Source organism: Tabrizicola sp., from assembly GCF_031377265.1.
Classification (GTDB): domain Bacteria; phylum Pseudomonadota; class Alphaproteobacteria; order Rhodobacterales; family Rhodobacteraceae; genus JAUYQR01.
The window spans coordinates 1-18459 of sequence record NZ_JANMET010000051.1; the positions used below are offsets into that span (position 1 = coordinate 1).

The 18459-nt window shown below is 67.0% G+C and carries 18 protein-coding genes and 1 riboswitch; of the genes, 13 read left to right on the forward strand and 5 right to left on the reverse strand.

The features are described from left to right. Window positions 1-74: 74 nt before the first annotated feature. The 3 genes from RMO18_RS02980 to RMO18_RS02990 form a co-directional block, all read right to left on the reverse strand. Window positions 75-764 carry a hypothetical protein gene (locus RMO18_RS02980; RefSeq protein WP_309663840.1) on the reverse strand — a complete coding sequence of 230 codons (690 nt, stop codon included), beginning with the start codon at window positions 762-764 and terminating at the stop codon, window positions 75-77. Continuing rightward, complete coding sequence (locus RMO18_RS02985; protein WP_309663841.1) at window positions 761-1960, reverse strand: phage integrase central domain-containing protein; 1200 nt, start codon at window positions 1958-1960, stop codon at window positions 761-763. The genes RMO18_RS02980 and RMO18_RS02985 overlap by 4 nt, the downstream gene beginning before the upstream one ends. Before the next feature lie 89 nt (window positions 1961-2049). Beyond that, window positions 2050-2277 carry a hypothetical protein gene (locus RMO18_RS02990; RefSeq protein ID WP_309663842.1) on the reverse strand — a complete coding sequence of 76 codons (228 nt, stop codon included), beginning with the start codon at window positions 2275-2277 and terminating at the stop codon, window positions 2050-2052. Between the two features lie 172 nt (window positions 2278-2449). On the opposite strand from RMO18_RS02990, the gene RMO18_RS02995 reads away from it, so the two are divergent. Both RMO18_RS02995 and RMO18_RS03000 read left to right on the forward strand, forming a co-directional pair. Next, window positions 2450-3427 (forward strand): SDR family oxidoreductase, encoded by a 978-nt coding sequence (locus tag RMO18_RS02995; RefSeq protein WP_309663843.1) that lies wholly within the window; start codon window positions 2450-2452, stop codon window positions 3425-3427. A gap of 252 nt (window positions 3428-3679) precedes the next feature. Further along, window positions 3680-5110 (forward strand): cobyric acid synthase, encoded by a 1431-nt coding sequence (locus RMO18_RS03000; RefSeq protein WP_309663856.1) that lies wholly within the window; start codon window positions 3680-3682, stop codon window positions 5108-5110. A 384-nt stretch (window positions 5111-5494) separates the two neighbouring features. Here RMO18_RS03000 and cobO read toward each other — a convergent pair whose 3' ends face one another. Continuing rightward, on the reverse strand, window positions 5495-6130 hold the full coding sequence (gene cobO, locus RMO18_RS03005; RefSeq protein ID WP_309663844.1) for a cob(I)yrinic acid a,c-diamide adenosyltransferase: 636 nt from the start codon (window positions 6128-6130) through the stop codon (window positions 5495-5497). A 36-nt stretch (window positions 6131-6166) separates the two neighbouring features. Continuing rightward, a riboswitch (cobalamin riboswitch) is annotated at window positions 6167-6384 on the forward strand. Window positions 6385-6472: 88 nt separating this feature from the next. Here cobO and RMO18_RS03010 point away from each other — a divergent pair. The 7 genes from RMO18_RS03010 (at window position 6473) to cobJ (ending at window position 14535) form a co-directional block, all read left to right on the forward strand. Next, entirely contained in the window at window positions 6473-6847 is a 375-nt protein-coding gene (locus RMO18_RS03010) for a DUF1636 domain-containing protein (protein ID WP_309663845.1), read from the forward strand. Further along, window positions 6844-7878 carry a cobalamin biosynthesis protein CobW gene (cobW, locus tag RMO18_RS03015; RefSeq protein ID WP_309663846.1) on the forward strand — a complete coding sequence of 345 codons (1035 nt, stop codon included), beginning with the start codon at window positions 6844-6846 and terminating at the stop codon, window positions 7876-7878. Before RMO18_RS03010 ends, cobW begins: the two co-directional genes overlap by 4 nt. A 6-nt stretch (window positions 7879-7884) precedes the next feature. Beyond that, window positions 7885-11103, forward strand: coding sequence for a cobaltochelatase subunit CobN (gene cobN, locus RMO18_RS03020; protein WP_309663847.1), 3219 nt, complete (start codon window positions 7885-7887; stop codon window positions 11101-11103). Continuing rightward, window positions 11100-12278, forward strand: coding sequence for a precorrin-3B synthase (gene cobG / locus RMO18_RS03025; RefSeq protein WP_309663848.1), 1179 nt, complete (start codon window positions 11100-11102; stop codon window positions 12276-12278). Before cobN ends, cobG begins: the two co-directional genes overlap by 4 nt. Next, a complete protein-coding gene (locus RMO18_RS03030; RefSeq protein WP_309663849.1) occupies window positions 12262-12891 on the forward strand; it encodes a precorrin-8X methylmutase in 630 nt (209 codons plus the stop codon). Before cobG ends, RMO18_RS03030 begins: the two co-directional genes overlap by 17 nt. Before the next feature lie 2 nt (window positions 12892-12893). Beyond that, the gene (locus tag RMO18_RS03035) at window positions 12894-13625 is read left to right on the forward strand and encodes a precorrin-2 C(20)-methyltransferase (protein ID WP_309663857.1); all 732 of its coding nucleotides are present in this window, start codon (window positions 12894-12896) and stop codon (window positions 13623-13625) included. A 175-nt stretch (window positions 13626-13800) separates the two neighbouring features. Continuing rightward, window positions 13801-14535: a precorrin-3B C(17)-methyltransferase gene (cobJ, locus tag RMO18_RS03040; protein WP_309663850.1), complete on the forward strand. Its 735-nt coding sequence runs from the start codon at window positions 13801-13803 to the stop codon at window positions 14533-14535. Here the strand turns inward: cobJ and RMO18_RS03045 are convergent. After that, complete coding sequence (locus RMO18_RS03045; RefSeq protein ID WP_309663851.1) at window positions 14511-15260, reverse strand: cobalt-precorrin-6A reductase; 750 nt, start codon at window positions 15258-15260, stop codon at window positions 14511-14513. The two genes, cobJ and RMO18_RS03045, sit on opposite strands and share 25 nt — an antisense overlap. On the opposite strand from RMO18_RS03045, the gene cbiE reads away from it, so the two are divergent. From cbiE to RMO18_RS03065, 4 genes are all read left to right on the forward strand, one after another. Next, entirely contained in the window at window positions 15259-16434 is a 1176-nt protein-coding gene (cbiE, locus tag RMO18_RS03050; protein ID WP_309663852.1) for a precorrin-6y C5,15-methyltransferase (decarboxylating) subunit CbiE, read from the forward strand. The genes RMO18_RS03045 and cbiE overlap by 2 nt on opposite strands. Further along, window positions 16431-16793 (forward strand): cobalamin biosynthesis protein, encoded by a 363-nt coding sequence (locus RMO18_RS03055; protein WP_309663853.1) that lies wholly within the window; start codon window positions 16431-16433, stop codon window positions 16791-16793. Before cbiE ends, RMO18_RS03055 begins: the two co-directional genes overlap by 4 nt. Continuing rightward, complete coding sequence (gene cobM / locus RMO18_RS03060; RefSeq protein ID WP_309663854.1) at window positions 16790-17575, forward strand: precorrin-4 C(11)-methyltransferase; 786 nt, start codon at window positions 16790-16792, stop codon at window positions 17573-17575. Before RMO18_RS03055 ends, cobM begins: the two co-directional genes overlap by 4 nt. Further along, the coding region (locus RMO18_RS03065; RefSeq protein WP_309663855.1) for a cobyrinate a,c-diamide synthase at window positions 17572-18459 on the forward strand (888 nt) is incomplete at its 3' end. The genes cobM and RMO18_RS03065, both read left to right, overlap by 4 nt.

Here is an 18459-nt window from a genome sequence, read left to right on the forward strand (position 1 = left end):
GTTCGGGCGTCGTCATCGGAGAGCCTCTAGCGGTTTCATCTGCCGCAAAGGGCGTCAGGCTTGTCCCGTCCCGTCTAAATGGAGAAAAGGCGCGTCAGCGGGCGAGTTTTTCCATTCGCGGCAAACAGCGAGAGGGATGGGGAATTGGTAGCTGTGCGGATCGCGGCAATTCGGTCTGGCGTCAGGTCGTTGATGGCCCGCTTGCAATGGGGCACCACGTCCGCAACGTTGATGCCCAATAGCATGCAGACGTTTGCCACGGTCTTCCCATAGACACCGCTTGGCCCGCTTCCGTCAGCAAGTCGTCCGATCTTCGGCACTTTCCCTTTCCCAATCAGGTGAACCTCGGCCAACGCAGCGGCGATCCGAAAGGCGGGCTCTTTCCTGGGACGCCCAAGCTTGGCCTTGCCCGCCTCATGCTCCAAGTACTCCGCCCAGCGCAGAAGCCCGGGGCAAATAGCGTGAAGCGCTTCGACTGCCAAGCCAACATGATCGGGCCAGCCACCATCTCGCTGATCTGGCGCAGTCGAATCCAGGTTGATCGACGTGCGCGTTTCATCTGACAACGCGGTCAATCCCTCGACAGCCGCGACAATAGAAAGGCAAAGGCTGCGATGCTTCGCGGCTAAGTCCTTGGCGGCCCGCGAACTCGGTGCGACCAACCCGCCATCGGGCTTGAACGACGTTGCCAGCCAAACCCGCCGCCAAGGGTCGACTCGCGCCCATCCGATCCTGTTCAGTTCTGCCTCAAGTTCTGACGTCACGCGCGCACCAGTTGGACAACTTGCCCGGCCTGCCCGGTCGCATACCGCGCCCAACCCTCCATCAGGTCGCGCCGTCTCTCGAACAAGTCCGAGCGCGCGTAGGCCCGCTCGACAGTGGTTCCCACAGAATGGGCAAGGGCAGCCTCGGCAATCTCGAAGTCGGCACGGGCGCTTTCGCTGCACCAGTCGCGGAACGTCGAGCGGAAGCCATGGGTCGTGATCCGGTCGACCTTCATTCGTCCGTAGAGGGCCTTGAAGGCCATGTCAGACATGATCTTGGCGTTGCCATCCTTGTCGCGCTGGGCGCTCGGAAAAATGAGGTTTGAATCGAGGCCCCTAACCTTGGCCAGCACAGCAAGCGCGGCCTCGGAGAGCGGCACCCGGTGGGCCCGTCGCGCCTTCATCCGTTCGGCTGGCACAGTCCACACTCCGACCTTCTCGTCGATCTCTCCCCAAGTCGCGCCCCGGATTTCACCGCTACGTGCGCAAGTCAGGATGGCGAACGCCAGGGCGCGGGCCGAGACGCCCTCGCGCTCGGACAGTTGCGCCATGAAGTCGGGCAGGTCGCGCCAATGCAGGGCGGCCATGTGGACCGCCGTGCGGTCGAAGGTATCAAGAGAGCGGATCGTGCCGCGCGCCGGGTTTGCCTCATGGTACTGGCCACGGTCAGTGGCATAGTCGATCACCTGCGCTACCCGGATTTTCAGCTTTCGGGCGGTCTCGTGCCGACTGCGCCAAAGCGGCTCCAGAACCCCGACAACATCGGGCCTGCGAATGTCCTCAATCGGGCGGTTGCCGATCTTGGGGAAGGCGTAGACCTCAAGGCAAGATAGCCAGCGCTTGGAATGGCTATTGGCCCATGTGGGGGCCTCCTTCGCGTGAAGCTGCCGCGCCGCCTGCTCGAACGTCTGCCGCTCGCGATGCTTCTCATCCAGCGGGTTGACCCCAACTCGGCATTGTTTGCGCATTTGCGCGGCCTGTTCGCGAGCCTCCGCAAGGCCAATGTCCTTGAGAGACCCCAGGCCGACCTCGACTCGGTAGGGCTTCCCCGTTCCCGTTGTCCTGCCCTTGATCGTGCCACGAAAGATCCATGAACGGGAGTCGGTCGACGACACGGACAGATAAAGCCCGTCGCCGTCCGCATGCACGCCAGGGGCCAGTTGCCCCTTCGCGCCTCTGTCCGTAAAGCTACCCATCCTTGTCACTCCACCGATTTTCCCGCCGCTTTCGGTGGGATTGCCTGATCTGCCCTAAGATCAATTGCTACAGGGAACCGAACTTAGTATCAATAAAACAAGGACAAAACGAGGCTCAATGAGACAATGGCAGACGGTAGTTCGGTGGCCCCCCTCGCCACCACTAAAGCCTCCAGCACAGTGCCGCCGATGCAGCAAAACTGGCAGTCAGCCGGGTTTCTGCCGACTCGCTTACTGTTGCTGGTACCGGTCTTGACGACGCAATCGATCGTTCGCCGGTCCGCCAACATCAAACCAACAGCCAGCAGTTGCCGCATGACAGTGTTGCGCGCCACGAGCAGAGTGCTTGACAAAGGTTGACGGTTGACTTGGACCCCGGAGGAACCGACTGTTCCGCTAGTCTGCACTTGGTTTGGGGCCGGTGGTCACAAGTTCATGCCTCTGACCTGAGAGAACAGCCTCACTCGTGCTTGCACGAAAGGAATTGATTTGGTTCGACTTTACGACAGCCAGAAACGGATTCTCGTTACCGGCGGAGCGGGGTTCATCGGCTCGCACCTGATCGACCGTTTATTGGCCCAGGGGCACGAGATCATCTGTGCGGATAACCTGTTCACCGGCACGAAGCGCAACATCGAACACTTGCTGGGCCATCCGCGGTTCGAATTCCTGCGCCATGACGTGACCTTTCCGCTGTATGTCGAAGTCGACGAAATCTACAACCTCGCCTGCCCGGCGTCGCCAGTGCATTATCAACACGATCCGGTACAGACCACCAAGACCTCGGTTCTTGGCGCGATCAACATGCTGGGTCTGGCCAAGCGGTTGAAGTGCAAGATCTTCCAGGCATCCACCAGCGAGGTCTACGGCGACCCTCTGGTTCATCCGCAGCCCGAAAGCTATTGGGGCAGCGTGAATCCGATTGGTCCTCGGGCCTGCTATGACGAAGGCAAGCGCTGTGCGGAGACGTTGTTTTTCGACTACCATCGCATGCATCGGACCGAGATCAAGGTCGTGCGGCTGTTCAATACCTATGGCCCCCGGATGCATCATGCAGATGGTCGCGTCGTATCGAACTTCGTGGTGCAGGCCTTGAAGGGCGAGCCGATCACGATCTACGGCGACGGGTCGCAAACCCGGTCGTTCTGCTATGTTGACGATGTGGTGGACGGCTGCATTCGCCTGATGGAAACCGGGCCGGAGGTGACCGGACCGGTCAATCTGGGCAACCCCCAGGAATTCACGATCCGCCAGTTGGCGCAGTCTGTGATGGCGATTGTGGGCAGGTCCGCGGACATCGTCTTCAAGGACCTGCCCCAGGACGACCCGCGCCAGCGACAGCCGGATGCAGCCCTTGCGGAACGCCTGTTGCACTGGCAGCCAAGCGTTTCGTTGCAGCAAGGGTTGGAACATACAGTAGATTACTTCCGCATCAGGCTTGCGGAGCTGGGTATTCCGGCCGGGTGAACCCCGATGCTGCCCTGCGAAGCCGTGGTTTTCCGCGCTAGCATGTCGTTCGCGGGCATCGACGGAGTTTGCAATCAACGCTATGTCATTTGCAGGATAGGCCGCGTCTGTAACCGCGAATTGTTCGAGACGCAGCGGACAAGCAGAGTAGACACAGTCGATGAACGCCTTTCGATCTTTCTCAGGGGCCTGCTACCCAAAGTGCGTTTCAGGCTTCACGCTAAAGGACCTCTTCCGGTGACCGCGAGGCTGATGATCCAAGGGGCGGGTTCCAACGTGGGCAAATCCTTGCTGGTGGCGGGCTTGTGTCGGGTCTTCGCCCGCCAGGGGTTGGCCGTGCGCCCGTTCAAACCGCAGAACATGTCGAACAATGCCGCCGTGGCAACGGGGGGCGAGATCGGCCGTGCACAGGCCTTGCAGGCGCGCGCGGCTGGCGTGGCCCCTACGGTCCACATGAACCCGGTGCTGCTGAAGCCGGAATCCGAAACCGGTGCTCAGGTCATTGTCCAGGGTCAGCGGCTCACCACAGTCCGGGCGCGGGATTATGCCCGGCTGAAACCCGATCTGATGGCCCCTGTGCTGGACAGCTTTGGCCGCCTCTGCGCTGAGGCTGACATCGTCATCGTCGAAGGCGCGGGCAGCCCAGCCGAAGTGAACCTGCGCGCGGGCGATATCGCCAACATGGGCTTTGCGCGCGCCGCCGGGGTGCCCGTGGTGCTGGTGGGCGATATCGACCGGGGCGGGGTAATCGCGCAACTGGTGGGCACCCAAGCCGTGATCGACCCGGAAGATGCGGCGATGATCCGCGGCTTCATGGTCAACAAGTTCCGCGGCGATCCCCGCCTGTTCGATGATGGCTACCAGTTCATCAAGGACCGTACCGGCTGGCCTGGTTTCGGCGTGGTTCCCTGGTTTGCCGAAGCCCACCGCCTGCCCGCCGAGGATGCCGCTGATCTGGCCGGATCGCGGGGCACAGGCAGCTTTCTCATCGCCGTGCCGCAATTGTCGCGGATTGCCAACTTCGATGACCTCGATCCTCTCGCGCAGGAACCGGGCGTCACCTTGCAGATGATCCCTGCGGGTCGCCCGTTGCCGGTCGAGGCCGACCTGATCATCCTGCCGGGCAGCAAGGCCACCATCGCCGACCTTGCCTATTTGCGTGCGCAGGGTTGGGATATTGACCTTGCCGCAGCCCTGCGCCGCGGCGCGCGCGTCCTGGGTCTTTGCGGCGGCTATCAAATGCTGGGCCAAACCATCGCCGACCCTCAAGGCATCGAAGGCCCTGCGGGATCTGTTCCCGGCCTTGGCCTGCTTAACGTGGCTACCGTCATGAACGCCGATAAGCGGGTGACGGAAACCATGGCCACCCATATCGCGTCAGGGGCGCCGGTACGCGGCTACGAGATCCATATCGGGCGCACCGACGGCCCCGATCGTGCGACGCCGTTGTTCGATGTGGCAGGGCAGCCGGAAGGCGCCATAAGACCGGATGGGCGGGTTATGGGCAGCTACTTGCATGGCATGTTTGCCGCTGACGGTTTTCGTCGCCGCTTCCTCGCCGATCTCGGGGCAACTCCGGGCAACACGGGCTATGACTCAACCGTGGACCGCACGCTCGACGCCTTGGCTGACCATCTGGAAACCCACGTCGATTGCCCGGGCCTGTTGGCGCTGGCCTCCTGACCAAGGCTGCAACGGGGGGGCCGTCTGCCCCCCTCCGGGACCGCGAGCCGCGGTCCCGCCCCCCGAGGATACTTCTCCAGAGAGGAAAACCATCGAGTTAACTGCGCCTTAACCCTCTCCACCCATAGTGAGAGGGCGGTACAGGCGGGGACGCCGATGACCGTCAGAGGGGAAGACGCCCCGCCGGCCGGCTCGACGGGCGGCGGGGTGTCCGAACCCTATTGGTGGCTTCCTCTCTGAGAAATATCCTCCGGGGGTCCGGGGGTGGAAAACCCCCGGTCCTGCGCACGGGGATCAGGCGAACCCGCAGTCGCTTTCCGTGGAAACGCCGGCCGAGCGGGGCTCGATTCCCCCGAGGGCGGCATCCTGTCTCAGGTCAATGGCTCAGAACTCCACCCCGGCCTGCGCCTTGATGCCGGACCGGAACGGGTGCTTGATCAGCGTCATCTCGGTCACCAGATCCGCCGCCTCGATCAGCGCCTCCTTGGCGTTGCGCCCGGTCAGCACGACATGCGTCAGGGGCGGCTTTTCCGCCGCCAGGAACGCCAGCACCTCGTCCAGATCAAGATAATCATAGCGCAGCGCGATGTTGATCTCGTCCAGCAGCACCAGCCGGATCGCCGGATCGCGGATCAGTTCTTTCGCCTTTTCCCAACCTGCCCGCGCCGCTGCAATGTCACGCGTCTTGTCTTGCGTCTCCCAGGTAAAGCCTTCGCCCATTGCGTGAAACTGGCACATGTCGGCGAAATTCGTCGTCAACAGACGCCGCTCGCCGGTATCCCACGCCCCCTTGATGAACTGCACCACCGCGCAGGGCATCTCATGCGCGATGCAGCGCAGGATCATCCCGAAACCGCTGGAGGATTTTCCTTTCCCCGCCCCGGTATGGACGATGATCAAGCCCTTCTGACCCTCTTTCCCCGCCATGATCTTGTCGCGCGCGGCCTTCTTCTTGGCCATCTTCGAGGCATGGCGGGCGAGGTCCGCCTCGGCATCTGGTGTCGTTACGTCTTCGGTCATGGTCGGTGGTGTCCTTGACAAGGCAGGGTATCATGCCTCAGGTGATCTGGTGTTGGTTCCTGTTTATGACAGGCGAAGAGGGAATGCGACAGAGGGCCGCCTGACGAACTTGGCCCCCAAAGCGCAGCCGCCCCCGCGACCGTGACCGGAAAGGTCCCTGATGCCACTGGCCGCAAGGTACGGGAAGGCAAGGGACCGTTGGGGAAGCCCAGAATCCGCAAGCCGGGAGACCTGCCAGCACATGTGACTGAACCGGCGGACGGGGTGTTCCGCGACCGGCAGAAGGATGCAATTCGCATCCCTCTCTGGCCCTTTCCCCACCGCCAAAGCCAAGGACTGTGCATGACTGCCACGCTTTATGTCTGCACCACCTGCAAACGGGGCGAGCCCGTGCCCGAAGGCATGCCCGCCCCCGGCGCCCAGTTGCATACGGCCTTGCTGGCCGCAGGCGCGCCAGACGGGGTGCGCATCGTCGGGGTCGAATGCTTGTCGGCCTGCAACACCGGCTGCGCGGTGTCGCTGTCGATGCCGGGCGCGTGGTCCTATGTCTATGGCCGCCTTGGCCCCGAGAACGCCGCCGAAATCCTTGAGGGTGCGGCCAAGTATGCCGCCACCAGTGACGGTATCGTCGTCTGGCGCGACCGTCCCGTGATCTTCCGCAAACAAAGCATCGCCCGTATCCCGCCCCAAATCCCCCTAGATGAGGCCGCCGAATGAACTCGCTGAACAAGATCCCCGTGACCGTGATCACCGGCTTTCTGGGGGCGGGCAAGACGACCCTGATCCGCCACCTGATGGCCAACCCGCAGGGCAAGCGCCTGGCGATCCTGGTCAATGAATTTGGCACTCTCGGCGTTGACGGTGACATCCTGAAATCCTGCGCCGATGCCAATTGCCCGGTGGAAAACATCGTCGAGCTGGCCAACGGCTGCATCTGCTGCACTGTGGCCGAAGACTTCATCCCGACGATCGAGGCGCTGATGGCGCTGCCCACCCGCCCCGATCACATCATCATCGAAACCTCCGGCCTTGCCCTGCCGAAACCTCTGCTCAAGGCTTTCGACTGGCCCGCGATCCGCTCGCGCATCACGGTGGACGGCGTGATCGCGCTGGCCGATGCCGAGGCGGTGGCCGCCGGCCGCTTTGCCCCCGATGTGGCGGCGGTGGATGCCCAGCGCGCCGCCGATCCCAGCATTGACCACGAAACCCCGCTGTCCGAGGTGTTCGAGGATCAGATCCTCTGCGCCGACCTGATCCTATTGTCCAAGGCCGATCTGGCGGGTGAGGCCGGCCTTGCCGCCGCCCGCGTGGTGATCAGCGCCGAGTTGACCCGGACCGTCCCGATGCTGGCGATGACCGAAGGCGTGATCGACCCGCGCGTGATCCTTGGTCTGAACGCCGCCGCCGAGGATGACATCGCCGCCCGCCCCTCGCATCACGACGGCGAGGATGACCACGAGCATGACGATTTCAACACCGTCGTGATCGACCTGCCCGAAGTGACCGACCCCGAGGCGCTGACCGCCGCCATCATCCGGCTGGCCAACGAGCAAAAGATCCTGCGGGTGAAGGGCCATGTGGCCGTAGCGGACAAGCCGATGCGCCTTTTGGTGCAGGCGGTGGGCGCGCGCGTGCGCAGCCAGTATGACCGGCCTTGGGGCAGCAGCCCCCGCCTGTCACAGCTGGTGGTCATCGCCGAACATGCCGACATTGACGAGGCCGCCATCCGCGCCGTGCTGGGGGCCTGACACGCCATGCATGTCGTCTTCCGTGAAAGCCATGGGCTTGAGGAAACGGACACCCCGTTCGACCTGGGTCAGGACCCGGCCGATCTGGTGGTGCTGTCGTTTTCCGACAGTGACCTGGGTGCTTTCGCGGCGGGATGGCAGCGTGGGCGGGCCAGCCTGCCCTCGGTGCGGCTGGGCAATCTGATCGCGCTGAAGCACCCCCTGTCCGTCGATACCTATGCCGAGAAGACCCTTGCCGGGGCCAAGGCCATCCTCGTCCGGGTGATCGGCGGCGAGGCCTATTGGCCTTACGGGCTTGCCACGCTGCAAGACCTTGCCCGCCGTCGCGGCATGGCGCTGGCGGTGCTGCCCGCCGATGGCCGCCCCGATGCGCGGCTGGATGCGCTGTCGACGCTGCCCGTCTCCACCCTGCGCCGTCTGCAGGCGCTGTGCGATGCGGGTGGCGCGGTCGCCGCACAGGCCGCCCTGGCGCAGCTGGCGCTGGCGGCGGGGCTTTATGCGGGGCCGGTGGGGGGCGACAAGACCGTGCCCGACATGGGGTTCTATGACCCCGACCACGGCGTCATCGCGGCACCCGATGGCCGCGATAGCAATGTGCTTGTCACCTTTTACCGCTCTTACCTGACCGCCGCCGACACCGCCCCGATCGACGCCCTGATCACTGCCCTGCGCGTGGCGGGCTTTGCTGCCTATGGCGCCTTCGCCCCCAGCCTCAAGTCCCCCGGCGTGGCGGGTTGGCTGCGGGCCCACATCACCGCGCATCCCCCCGTGGCCATCCTGAATGCCACCGCCTTTTCGGCCCAGGCCGAAGACGGCACCACCCCCTTCGACGTCGCCGACTGCCCGGCGTTTCAGGTGGCGCTGTCCACCGCCCGCAAGCGCGACTGGGCGGCGTCCGACCGGGGTCTGTCGCCAGCCGATCTGGCCATGCATGTGGTGTTGCCCGAGGTGGACGGTCGCCTGTTCGCGGGCCTTGTCAGCTTCAAATCCCCCGGCAAGCGTGACCCCGACCTGCAGTTTTCGCGCTTTGCCCACCGCGCCGATGCCGCCCGGATTGCGGCCGTGGTGGCAAAGATCAGCGCGTGGCACCGTCTCGCCACCACCCCGGCGCCCGGGCGTGAGCTGGCGTTGATCCTGTCCACCTATCCCGGCCGCAGCCACCAGATGGCCCATGCCGTCGGGCTTGACGCGCTGGCCTCGACCGAGGCGCTGCTGGCCGATCTTGCCGCGCAAGGCTATCACACGCCGTCAGGCCCGCCCCTGCCGCTGGCGCTGACCCAGACCATCGCCTGGCCGCTCAGCGCTTATCGCGCCGCGCTGGCCACGCTGCCGCAATCGCTGCAAGAGGCGCTGGCCGCCTGGGGCGTGCCGGAAGATGATCCCGCCCACCGCGACGGAGCGTTTCACTTTGCCGCCACCCGCCGGGGCCGCGCCCTGATCGCGCTGCAGCCAGAACGCGGCGACATCGACACCCGGGATGCCGAGTATCACGACCTCGCCCGCACCCCGCGCCACGCCTACGTCGCCTTCTACCTCTGGCTGCGCGCGCAAAACCCCCACGCGCTGATCCACATGGGTGCGCATGGCACCTTGGAATGGCTGCCCGGAAAATCGGTGGCCTTGTCGGACGCCTGCTGGCCCGAGGCGCTGATCGGGGCTGTCCCGGTGATCTACCCCTTCATCGTCAACGACCCCGGTGAGGCCGCGCAGGCCAAACGCCGGATCGGCGCGCTGACGCTGGGCCATCTGCCGCCGCCGATGGTTGCCTCTAGCCTGCCCACGGCGCTCTCCACCCTCGAACGGTTGCTGGATGAATACTCCACCGCTGATGGCCTTGACCCCGCCCGCCGCAACCGCCTGATCGCCAGCATCCGCGATGAGGCGCAGGCCTCCGGCGTGGCCGCCGATCTGGGCCTGCCGCCCGATGCCACCCCCGCCGAGGCGATCACCCGGATCGACCGTTTCGTCTGCGACATCAAGGAAAGCCAGTTCGGCCATGGCCTGCACATCCTGGGGCAGGGCGCGGGCGAGCGTGAGGGGATGCTGGCCTCCCTTGCCGGCCGCCGCGTCGCCCCCGGCCCGGCGGGGTCGCCCTACCGGGGCCGCTCCGACGTTCTGCCCACCGGGCGCAACCTGTTCAGCGTCGATCCGCGCGCGGTGCCGTCGCGCAACGCCCATGCCCAGGGCGTGAAGCTGGCCGAAGAGCTGATCCGCCGCCACCTGCAGGACCAAGGTGACTATCCACGCGGTCTGGTGGTGGATCTCTGGGGGTCGGCCACCATGCGCACGGCGGGCGAGGAATTCGCCATGGCAATGCATCTGGCGGGCCTTGCGCCACGCTGGGACGATGGTTCTGCCCGCGTTTCGGGGTTCGAGGTGATCCCGCTGGCCCTGCTGGGCCGCCCGCGCATTGATGTCACGCTGCGCGTCTCGGGCCTGTTCCGCGACGTCTTTCCCGGTCTGGCGCAACTGTTCGAGGCGGGGGCCGAGGCGCTGGCCAGCCGCGAGGAAACGGCGCAGGACAACCCCTATACCCTGCGCGCGCCCCGCGTCTTTGGCCCGCAGCCCGGCCAATACGGCCTTGGCATGGGCACCGCCGCCGATACCTTCACCGACGAGGCCCGCGCCGATGCGGGCGAGGCGTGGCTGAAATCCTCCAGCTGGGCCATCGGCATCGACGGGCAATCGACTGAAAACCGCAAGGCGCTGGCGGCGCGGGTGCTGGCCGCCGACAGCTTTGTCCACCCCCAAGACCTGCCCGAAACCGATGTGCTGATGGCAGCCGATTATGCCGCGCATGAGGCCGGCTTCGCCGCCGCCGTGGCGCGCCTTGGCGGGCAGGCGCCCACGCTCTACCACCTTGACGCCACAAGGCCAGACACCCCCCGCGCCCGCACCCTGACCGAGGAGATCGCCCGCGTCGTGCGCGCCCGTGCCGCCAACCCCGATTGGGCGGATGGAATGATGCGCCACGGCTACCGGGGTGCCGCCGAGATCGCCGCCACGCTGGACCACATGGCCGCCTTCGCGCATCTGGCCCAGGTGGTGCCGCCGCATCTGTTCGACCTCTACCACACGGCGACGCTGGGCCGCGACGATCTGCGCGCGTTTCTTGCCCACGAAAACCCCGGCGCGCTGGCCGCGATGGAGGATATCTTTCAGCGTCTGCGCGATGCGGGTCTGTGGATCACGCGGCGCAACTCCATTGCATCGGCGCTGGCATGAGTGCGCCAGAGATCAAAAGCCACGAGATCAAGGGCCCCCAAATCAAGGGCTGGTGCCCCGGGGCCCTGCGGCCCATGCAATCGGGCGATGGCTGGCTGGTGCGCATCCGCCCCCCCGGCGGAATGCTGACGCCCGCGCAGGCCGCCGGGATCGCCAAGGCATCCTTGGCCCATGGGAACGGAATTCTCGATCTGTCGTCGCGCGCCAACCTGCAACTGCGCGGCGTGCGGCCCGAGGCGCATGCGGCGCTGATCGACGACCTGTCGGCCCTCGGCCTGATCGACCCCGACATTGCCACCGAAACCGCGCGCAACATCGTGGTGACCCCGTTCTGGCAGCCGGGGGACGGCACGCAACCCCTCGCCTCCCGGTTTGCCGCAGCCTTGGCCGCAGCGCCGCCGCTGCCGGGCAAGTTCGGTTTTGCCATAGACACCGGGCCAAACCCTGTCCTGCACGACACCCCCGCCGATATCCGGCTGGAGCGGGACATGTCTGGCCAGCTGATCCTGCGCCCAGATGGCCACGCCTTGGGCAAAGCGGTCACCGAAGGTACTGCGATCGATGCGGCCCTTGCGCTGACCCGATGGTTCCTGGCCACCGGCGGCGCGCCCGAAGGCCGGGGGCGGATGGCCGCGCATCTGGCGCGGGCCGATCTGCCGGATGGCTTTGCGCTTGCCGCTGCCCCGCCCTTGCCGCTACCGCTGCCCGGTGCGGTTCCGCAAGGCGCGCTGGTGGCCTTTGCCTTCGGCCAGATGCAGGCTGCCACCCTTGCGGGTCTTGCCGCCCTTGGCCGCGATCTGCGCCTGACGCCCTGGCGTATGCTGCTGATCGCGGGAGCGGACATCGCCCCCGACCTTCCCGACCTGATCACCACGCCTGATGATCCCTTGCTGCGGGTCACGGCCTGCACCGGCGCGCCCGGTTGCCCGCAGGCGCTGGGGCCAACCCGTGATCTGGCCCGGATGCTGGCGCCTTTCGTCAACCACAGCTTGCATGTCTCGGGCTGCGCAAAGGGGTGCGCCCATCCCGGCCTGGCCCCGATCACGCTGGTTGCCACGTCCTCCGGCTATAATCTGATCCGAAACGGCACCGCCTCGGGGGCGCCACACCTGACCGATCTGCCACCTCACCTGATTGCCGCTGCCCTGAAAGACCCCAATGCCGCATCTTTATGAAACCGACGGCGCTGCGATCTACCTGCAAAGCTTTGCCATGATCCGGGCCGAGGCCGACCTCGCCCGCTTCACGCCCGAGGAAGAGGTGGTCGCCGTCCGCATGATCCACGCTGCCGGGATGGTGGACCTTGCGCCGCACATCCGCTTCAGCCCCGGCATGGCCATCGCCGCCCGTGCGGCACTCGAGGCCGGTGCGCCGATCCTGTGCGATGTGCGCATGGTCAGCGAAGGCATCACCCGCAAGCGCCTGCCTGCGGGCAACGCGGTGATCTGCACCCTGCAAGACCCGGCGGTGCCCGCGCTTGCCGCGCGCATGGGCAACACCCGCTCCGCCGCGGCGGTGGAGCTGTGGCGGCCCCATCTGCAAGGCGCGGTCGTGGCCATCGGCAACGCGCCCACGGCGCTGTTTCACCTCTTGAACATGCTGGAGGACCCCAGCTGCCCGCGCCCCGCTGCCATCATCGGCTGTCCGGTGGGTTTCGTCGGTGCCGCCGAATCGAAAGACGCCCTGATGCAGGCCCCGCCCGTGCCCAGCCTGATCGTCGCAGGCCGCCTCGGCGGGTCGGCAATCACCGTGGCCGCGATAAACGCGCTTGCCAGCCGGAAGGAATGACCATGGGGCGCGTGATCTGCGCGGGCCTCGGCCCAGGTGACCCGGATCTGATGAGCCTGCGCGCCGCCCGCGCCATCGGGGCTGCAGCCCATGTCGCCTATTTCCGCAAGGCCGGCCGCCCGGGCCAGGCCCGCCGGATCGTCGAGGGGATGCTGGCCCCCGGCGTAACCGAATACCCGATGGAATACCCGGTCACCACCGAACTTCCCTTCGACAGCCCTGACTATACGCAGGCGCTGGCGACCTTCTATGACGACTGGGCGCTGCGTCTGGAAACCCTGTGCCAGACCACCGACGTTGTGGTGCTGTGTGAGGGCGACCCGTTCTTTTACGGCAGCTTCATGCACCTGCATTCCCGCCTGAAAGGCCGCGTGCCGGTCGAGGTGATCCCCGGCATCACCGGCATGACCGGCTGCTGGACGGCGACGGATACCCCGATCACCTGGGGCGATGACGTGCTCACGGTTCTTATGGGCACGCTGCCCGAAGACGACCTTGTCCGCCACATGACCGAAGCCGACGCGCTGGTGGTGATGAAGACCGGGCGCAATCTGCCCCGCGTCCGCCGGGCGCTGGACCGGGCCGGGCGGCTGGATGCGGCCTGGCTGGTCGAACGCGGCACCATGCCGAACCAGCGCATCGCGCGGCTGATCGACGTCGATGCCACCGATTGCCCGTATTTCGCCATCGTGCTGGTCCATGGCCACGGCCGCCGCCCCGAGGTGCCGGAATGATCACCTGTCGCACCTGGTTGCCACCGGAAGCGGGGGTTTCACACCCCCGGCCCGTCCCGGCCACGGGCCGGGCGTTCTTCGCGGAAATCCTCCACTGGAGGATTTCTGATCGCTCATCACCCCCCGTGGGATATTTTTGCAGAGAGGAAGACTTTAGGGCTTCGGGGGCTGCGCAATGACAGGGTCTTTGGTCATTGCAGGCCTCGGCCCCGGCGCCGACCGTATGGTGACCCCCGAAGTCACCGCCGCCCTTGCCCTTGCCACCGATGTTGTGGGCTACATCCCCTATGTTGCCCGCATTGCCCCGCGCTCCGGCCTGACGTTGCACCCCTCCGACAACCGGGTGGAGATGGACCGCGCCCGCGCCGCACTGGCAATGGCCGCCGCTGGCCAGCATGTGGTCATCGTCTCCTCCGGTGATCCGGGCGTGTTCGCGATGGCCAGCGCAGTGTTCGAGGCGCTGGAGGGCGCGCCCGCGTGGCACGCCCTTGATATCCGCGTGCTGCCCGGCATTACCGCGATGCTGGCCGCCGCCGCGCGCGCCGGTGCGCCCTTGGGGCATGACTTCTGCTGCATCAACCTCAGCGACAACCTCAAACCTTGGGAAGTCATCGAAACCCGGCTGCGCCACGCGGCCCGCGCCGATTTCGCCATGGCGTTTTACAACCCGCGCTCGGCCAGCCGCCCCGACACCTTTGCCCAAACGCTGGCGGTGCTGCGCGCGGAATGCGGGCCAGACCGCCTGATCACCTTTGCCCGCGCGGTCTCCACCGCCGACGAGGCGATCACCACCGTCCCCCTGCGCGACGCCACGCCCGAGATGGCCGACATGCGCACCGTCGTGATCGTCGGCAACAGCGCCACCCGTCGGGTCGGGCGCTGGATCTACACCCCGAGGCGCGCGGGATGATCCAGCCAGCCCATCACCTCGGCAACCGTTCGCGCCACGCGGCGCACCGGTATCACTGGCCGGTCGATCATCAGCACCGGCAGGCCCAAAGCGCGTGCCGCCGCGATCTTGGCCACCGCGCCCTTGCCGCCGGCGTTCTTGGCGACGACGATGTCCGTGCCGTGGTCCCGCATCAAGGCCGTGTCGCCCGCCATATCGAACGGCCCGCGCGCCACGATCACCCGCACCTGCGGCAGGGGCAGGGGGGCGTCCGGCGCATCGACCAGACGGACAAGGTAATGGTGCTGCGGCTGGCCCGTGAAGGCCGCCAGATGCTGCCGCCCGATGGCGAGGAACACCCGCCGGGCAGGCCCGCTCAGTGCCGCAGCCGCAGCCCCCAGATCGGCGAGATGGGTCCAGCGGTCGCCCTCGCCCGCCACCCAGGGTGCGCGTTCCAGGGCGATCAACGGGATGTCCATGGCGGCGCAGGCGGCAACGGCATTGCCGCTCATCTGCGCTGCAAAGGGATGCGTGGCGTCGATCACATGGGTGATGCCTTCCGCCGCCAGATAGGCGCGCAACCCTTCCACCCCGCCAAAGCCGCCCACCCGCATGTGGATCGGCTGTCCCAGCGGCGCATCGGTGCGTCCGGCGTAGGAATAGACGCCTTCCAGCCCCGCATCGGCGATGGCCCGCGCCATCAGCCCCGCTTCTGTCGTGCCGCCGAGAAGAAGGATGCGCGTCATGTCTGATCCTTGGCTGACCATCGTCGGTCTGGGCGAAGATGGACCGGCGGGCCTGACCACCGCAAGCCACGAAGCGCTGGCCCGTGCCGAAGTCATCTTCGGCGGTCCCCGCCACCTGGCCTTGGCGGCGGTCGAGGGGCGGCCGTGGGGCGTGCCCTTCGACATCGCGCCGGTTCTGGCGATGCGCGGGCGGCGCGTTGTCGTGCTGGCTTCAGGTGATCCGTTCTGGTTCGGGGCAGGGGGATCGCTGATCCCGCACCTCGCGCCCGGTGAATGGGTGTCGCACCCCGCGCCGTCGACGTTTGCGCTGGCCGCTAACCGCCTCGGCTGGCGGCTGGAAGAGGTGCTCTGCCTTGGCCTGCACGCCGCCCCGCTGACCCGGCTGACCCCGATCCTGGGGCGCGGCACTCGCGCGATCTGCCTGATGCGCGATGCGGCCGCGGTGGCGGAACTGGCCACTTACCTTGCCGCCACCGGTTTCGGGGCATCGACGCTGACCGTTCTGGAATGTCTTGGCGGCCCGCGCGAACGCATCCGTAGGGCCACGGCGCACAGGATGGATCTGACCGATATCACCGCCCCCGTCGCCGTCGCCATCGACGCCGTAGGCCAAGGCATCCCCCGCGCCTCCGGTCTTCCCGACGCTCTGTTCGCCCATGACGGACAAATCACCAAACGCCCGGTCCGCGCGCTGACCCTGTCGGCCCTCGCCCCCCGCGCAGGTGAAACCCTCTGGGACATCGGCGCTGGCTCCGGTTCCATCGGCATCGAATGGCTGCTGGCCGGCGCAGCGCATTGTCACGCGATGGAGGCGGACACCACCCGCGCCACCCGCGCCCGTGCCAATGCCGACCGCTTCGGCCTATCGCATCGCTACACCCTGCACCAGCACTGCGCGCCCGAGGGCCTCGCCACCCTCGCCCGGCCTGACGCCGTGTTCATCGGCGGCGGCGCGTCCGAGGCCTTGTTGACCCGGCTGTGGGATATCCTGCCGCCCGGCACCCGCCTTGTCGCCAACGCTGTCACCCTGGAAACCGAGGCGCTGCTGCTGCAGTGGTCGGCCAGCCACGGCGGCGATCTGCTGCGCATCGAACTTGCCGAGGCCAGCCCCTTGGGCGGCAAACGCGGCTGGCGGTCGGCCTTGCCGATCGTGCAATGGAGTGTGGTGCGATGAGGGTGGCGGGTTTCGGCTTTCGCAAGGGTGCCAGCGCGGCGGCGCTGGCCGATGCGCTGGCCCGTGCCGGTGGCGCGGCCGGTGTCACCGCCCTCGCCACCGCTGAGGATAAGGCCGTAGGTTTGCAGGGCATCGCCCGCACGCTCGGCCTGCCGGTGATCGGCGTGCCGAAGGCTGCGCTGGCCGCGCAGCCGGTGCTGACCCATTCAGCGCGGGTGAAAGCCCTCTACGGCACCGGGTCACTGGCCGAAGCGTCCGCCCTTGCCGCCGCCGGCCCCGGCGCGCGCCTGCTTGGCCCGCGCGCGCAATCGCAAGACGGCACCGCAACGGCGGCCATCGCCGAAAGGATCACCCCATGACCGTGCATTTCATCGGCGCCGGCCCCGGCGCGCCCGACCTGCTGACCCTGCGGGGCCGCGACCTGATCGCCGAAGCACCGGTCTGCCTTTACGCGGGCTCGCTGATACCCGAGGCCATCCTTGCGCATTGCCCGCCGGGCTGCCGGATCATCAACACCGCCCCCCTGTCCCTTGATGAGATCATCGCCGAGATCGCCGCCGCCCACGCCGCAGGCCATGACATCGCCCGCCTGCATTCCGGCGACCTGTCGGTCTGGTCGGCGATGGGGGAACAGCTGCGCCGGCTGCGCGCGCTGGGCATCCCTTACGATGTGACGCCCGGTGTGCCGTCCTTTGCCGCTGCGGCTGCTGCCTTGGGGGCCGAACTGACGTTGCCGGGCCTCGCGCAATCGGTCGTCCTGACCCGTACCGAAGGCCGCGCCACCCAGATGCCGCCGCGCGAAACCCTGGCCGCCTTCGGGGCCACCGGGGCCACGCTGGCCTTGCACCTGTCGATCCACCTGCTGGACAAGGTCACCGCCGACCTTGTCCCCCACTACGGCCCGGATTGCCCGGTTGCCGTGGTCTGGCGCGCCAGCTGGCCGGACGAACGCATCATCCGTGCCACGCTTGGCACCCTCGCATCCGCCGTCCCGGCCGAGGTCGAACGCACCGCGCTGATCCTTGTTGGCCCGGCGCTGGCCGCCGAGGGGTTCGAGAACAGCCGCTTGTACGCTGGTGACTATGACCGCCGCTATCGCCCCGTCGGCACCGATCCGCGCTTTCCAGGTAGCGCCACATGACGCCGCGACCTTCCACTCCCGGATTGCTGATCTCCGCCCCGGCCTCGGGCACCGGCAAGACCACACTGATGCTGGGCCTTTTGCGCGCCTTCCGCGACCGGGGCCTCAAGGTGCAACCGTTCAAAAGCGGGCCGGATTACATCGACCCCGCCTTCCATACCGCCGCCTCGGGCCGCGCCAGCTTCAACCTCGACAGTTGGGCGATGCCTGCGGGCATGATCGCGGGGCTGGCGGGCAATGGTGCGGCGGCGGATCTGGTGCTGGCCGAAGGCTCGATGGGCCTGTTTGACGGGGTGGCAAAGCCGGGGGCCACCGGTACCGGGGCCAGTGCCGATGTGGCGGCCCTGATGGGCTGGCCGGTGGTGCTGGTGATCGATGTGTCGGGGCAGGCGCAGACCGCCGCCGCCATCGCGAAGGGCCTTGCCAGCTTTCGCGCCAACGTTTCGGTCGCAGGCGTGGTGCTGAACCGCGTCGCCAGCCCAAGGCATGAGGCGCTGGTGCGGGATGGCATGGCCGAGGCCGGGATCACCGTGTTCGGCGCGCTGCCAAAACAGGCCAGTATCGCGGTGCCCGAACGCCACCTCGGCCTTGTGCAGGCCGAAGAACACCCCGGGTTGGAGACGCTGATCACTCAGGCCGCCGCCCTGGTCACTGAACGGCTTGACCTTGACGCGCTGCTTGGCGCGGCCCGCGCCGCCGCCAGTCCGGCCCAACCGCTTCGCCTGACCCCTCCGGGTCAGCGCATCGCCCTGGCCCGAGATGCGGCGTTCTCGTTCATCTACCCGCATCTGCTACAGGGCTGGCGCGCGGCAGGGGCGGAAATCCTGCCGTTCTCGCCGCTGGCCGACCAGCGCCCAGATCCTGCGGCAGATGTCTGCTGGCTG

Coding starts and splice junctions, on each gene's coding strand:
- cobO (WP_309663844.1), bottom strand. CDS start 6,130: ATGACCGAAGACGTAACGACACCAGATGCCGAGGCGGACCTCGCCCGC.
- cobW (WP_309663846.1), top strand. CDS start 6,844: ATGAACTCGCTGAACAAGATCCCCGTGACCGTGATCACCGGCTTTCTG.
- RMO18_RS03055 (WP_309663853.1), top strand. CDS start 16,431: ATGAGGGTGGCGGGTTTCGGCTTTCGCAAGGGTGCCAGCGCGGCGGCG.
- RMO18_RS03035 (WP_309663857.1), top strand. CDS start 12,894: ATGGGGCGCGTGATCTGCGCGGGCCTCGGCCCAGGTGACCCGGATCTG.
- RMO18_RS03010 (WP_309663845.1), top strand. CDS start 6,473: ATGACTGCCACGCTTTATGTCTGCACCACCTGCAAACGGGGCGAGCCC.
- cbiE (WP_309663852.1), top strand. CDS start 15,259: ATGTCTGATCCTTGGCTGACCATCGTCGGTCTGGGCGAAGATGGACCG.
- RMO18_RS03000 (WP_309663856.1), top strand. CDS start 3,680: ATGATCCAAGGGGCGGGTTCCAACGTGGGCAAATCCTTGCTGGTGGCG.
- RMO18_RS03045 (WP_309663851.1), bottom strand. CDS start 15,260: ATGACGCGCATCCTTCTTCTCGGCGGCACGACAGAAGCGGGGCTGATG.
- cobG (WP_309663848.1), top strand. CDS start 11,100: ATGAGTGCGCCAGAGATCAAAAGCCACGAGATCAAGGGCCCCCAAATC.
- cobM (WP_309663854.1), top strand. CDS start 16,790: ATGACCGTGCATTTCATCGGCGCCGGCCCCGGCGCGCCCGACCTGCTG.
- cobN (WP_309663847.1), top strand. CDS start 7,885: ATGCATGTCGTCTTCCGTGAAAGCCATGGGCTTGAGGAAACGGACACC.
- RMO18_RS02990 (WP_309663842.1), bottom strand. CDS start 2,277: ATGCGGCAACTGCTGGCTGTTGGTTTGATGTTGGCGGACCGGCGAACG.
- RMO18_RS03030 (WP_309663849.1), top strand. CDS start 12,262: ATGCCGCATCTTTATGAAACCGACGGCGCTGCGATCTACCTGCAAAGC.
- RMO18_RS02985 (WP_309663841.1), bottom strand. CDS start 1,960: ATGGGTAGCTTTACGGACAGAGGCGCGAAGGGGCAACTGGCCCCTGGC.
- cobJ (WP_309663850.1), top strand. CDS start 13,801: ATGACAGGGTCTTTGGTCATTGCAGGCCTCGGCCCCGGCGCCGACCGT.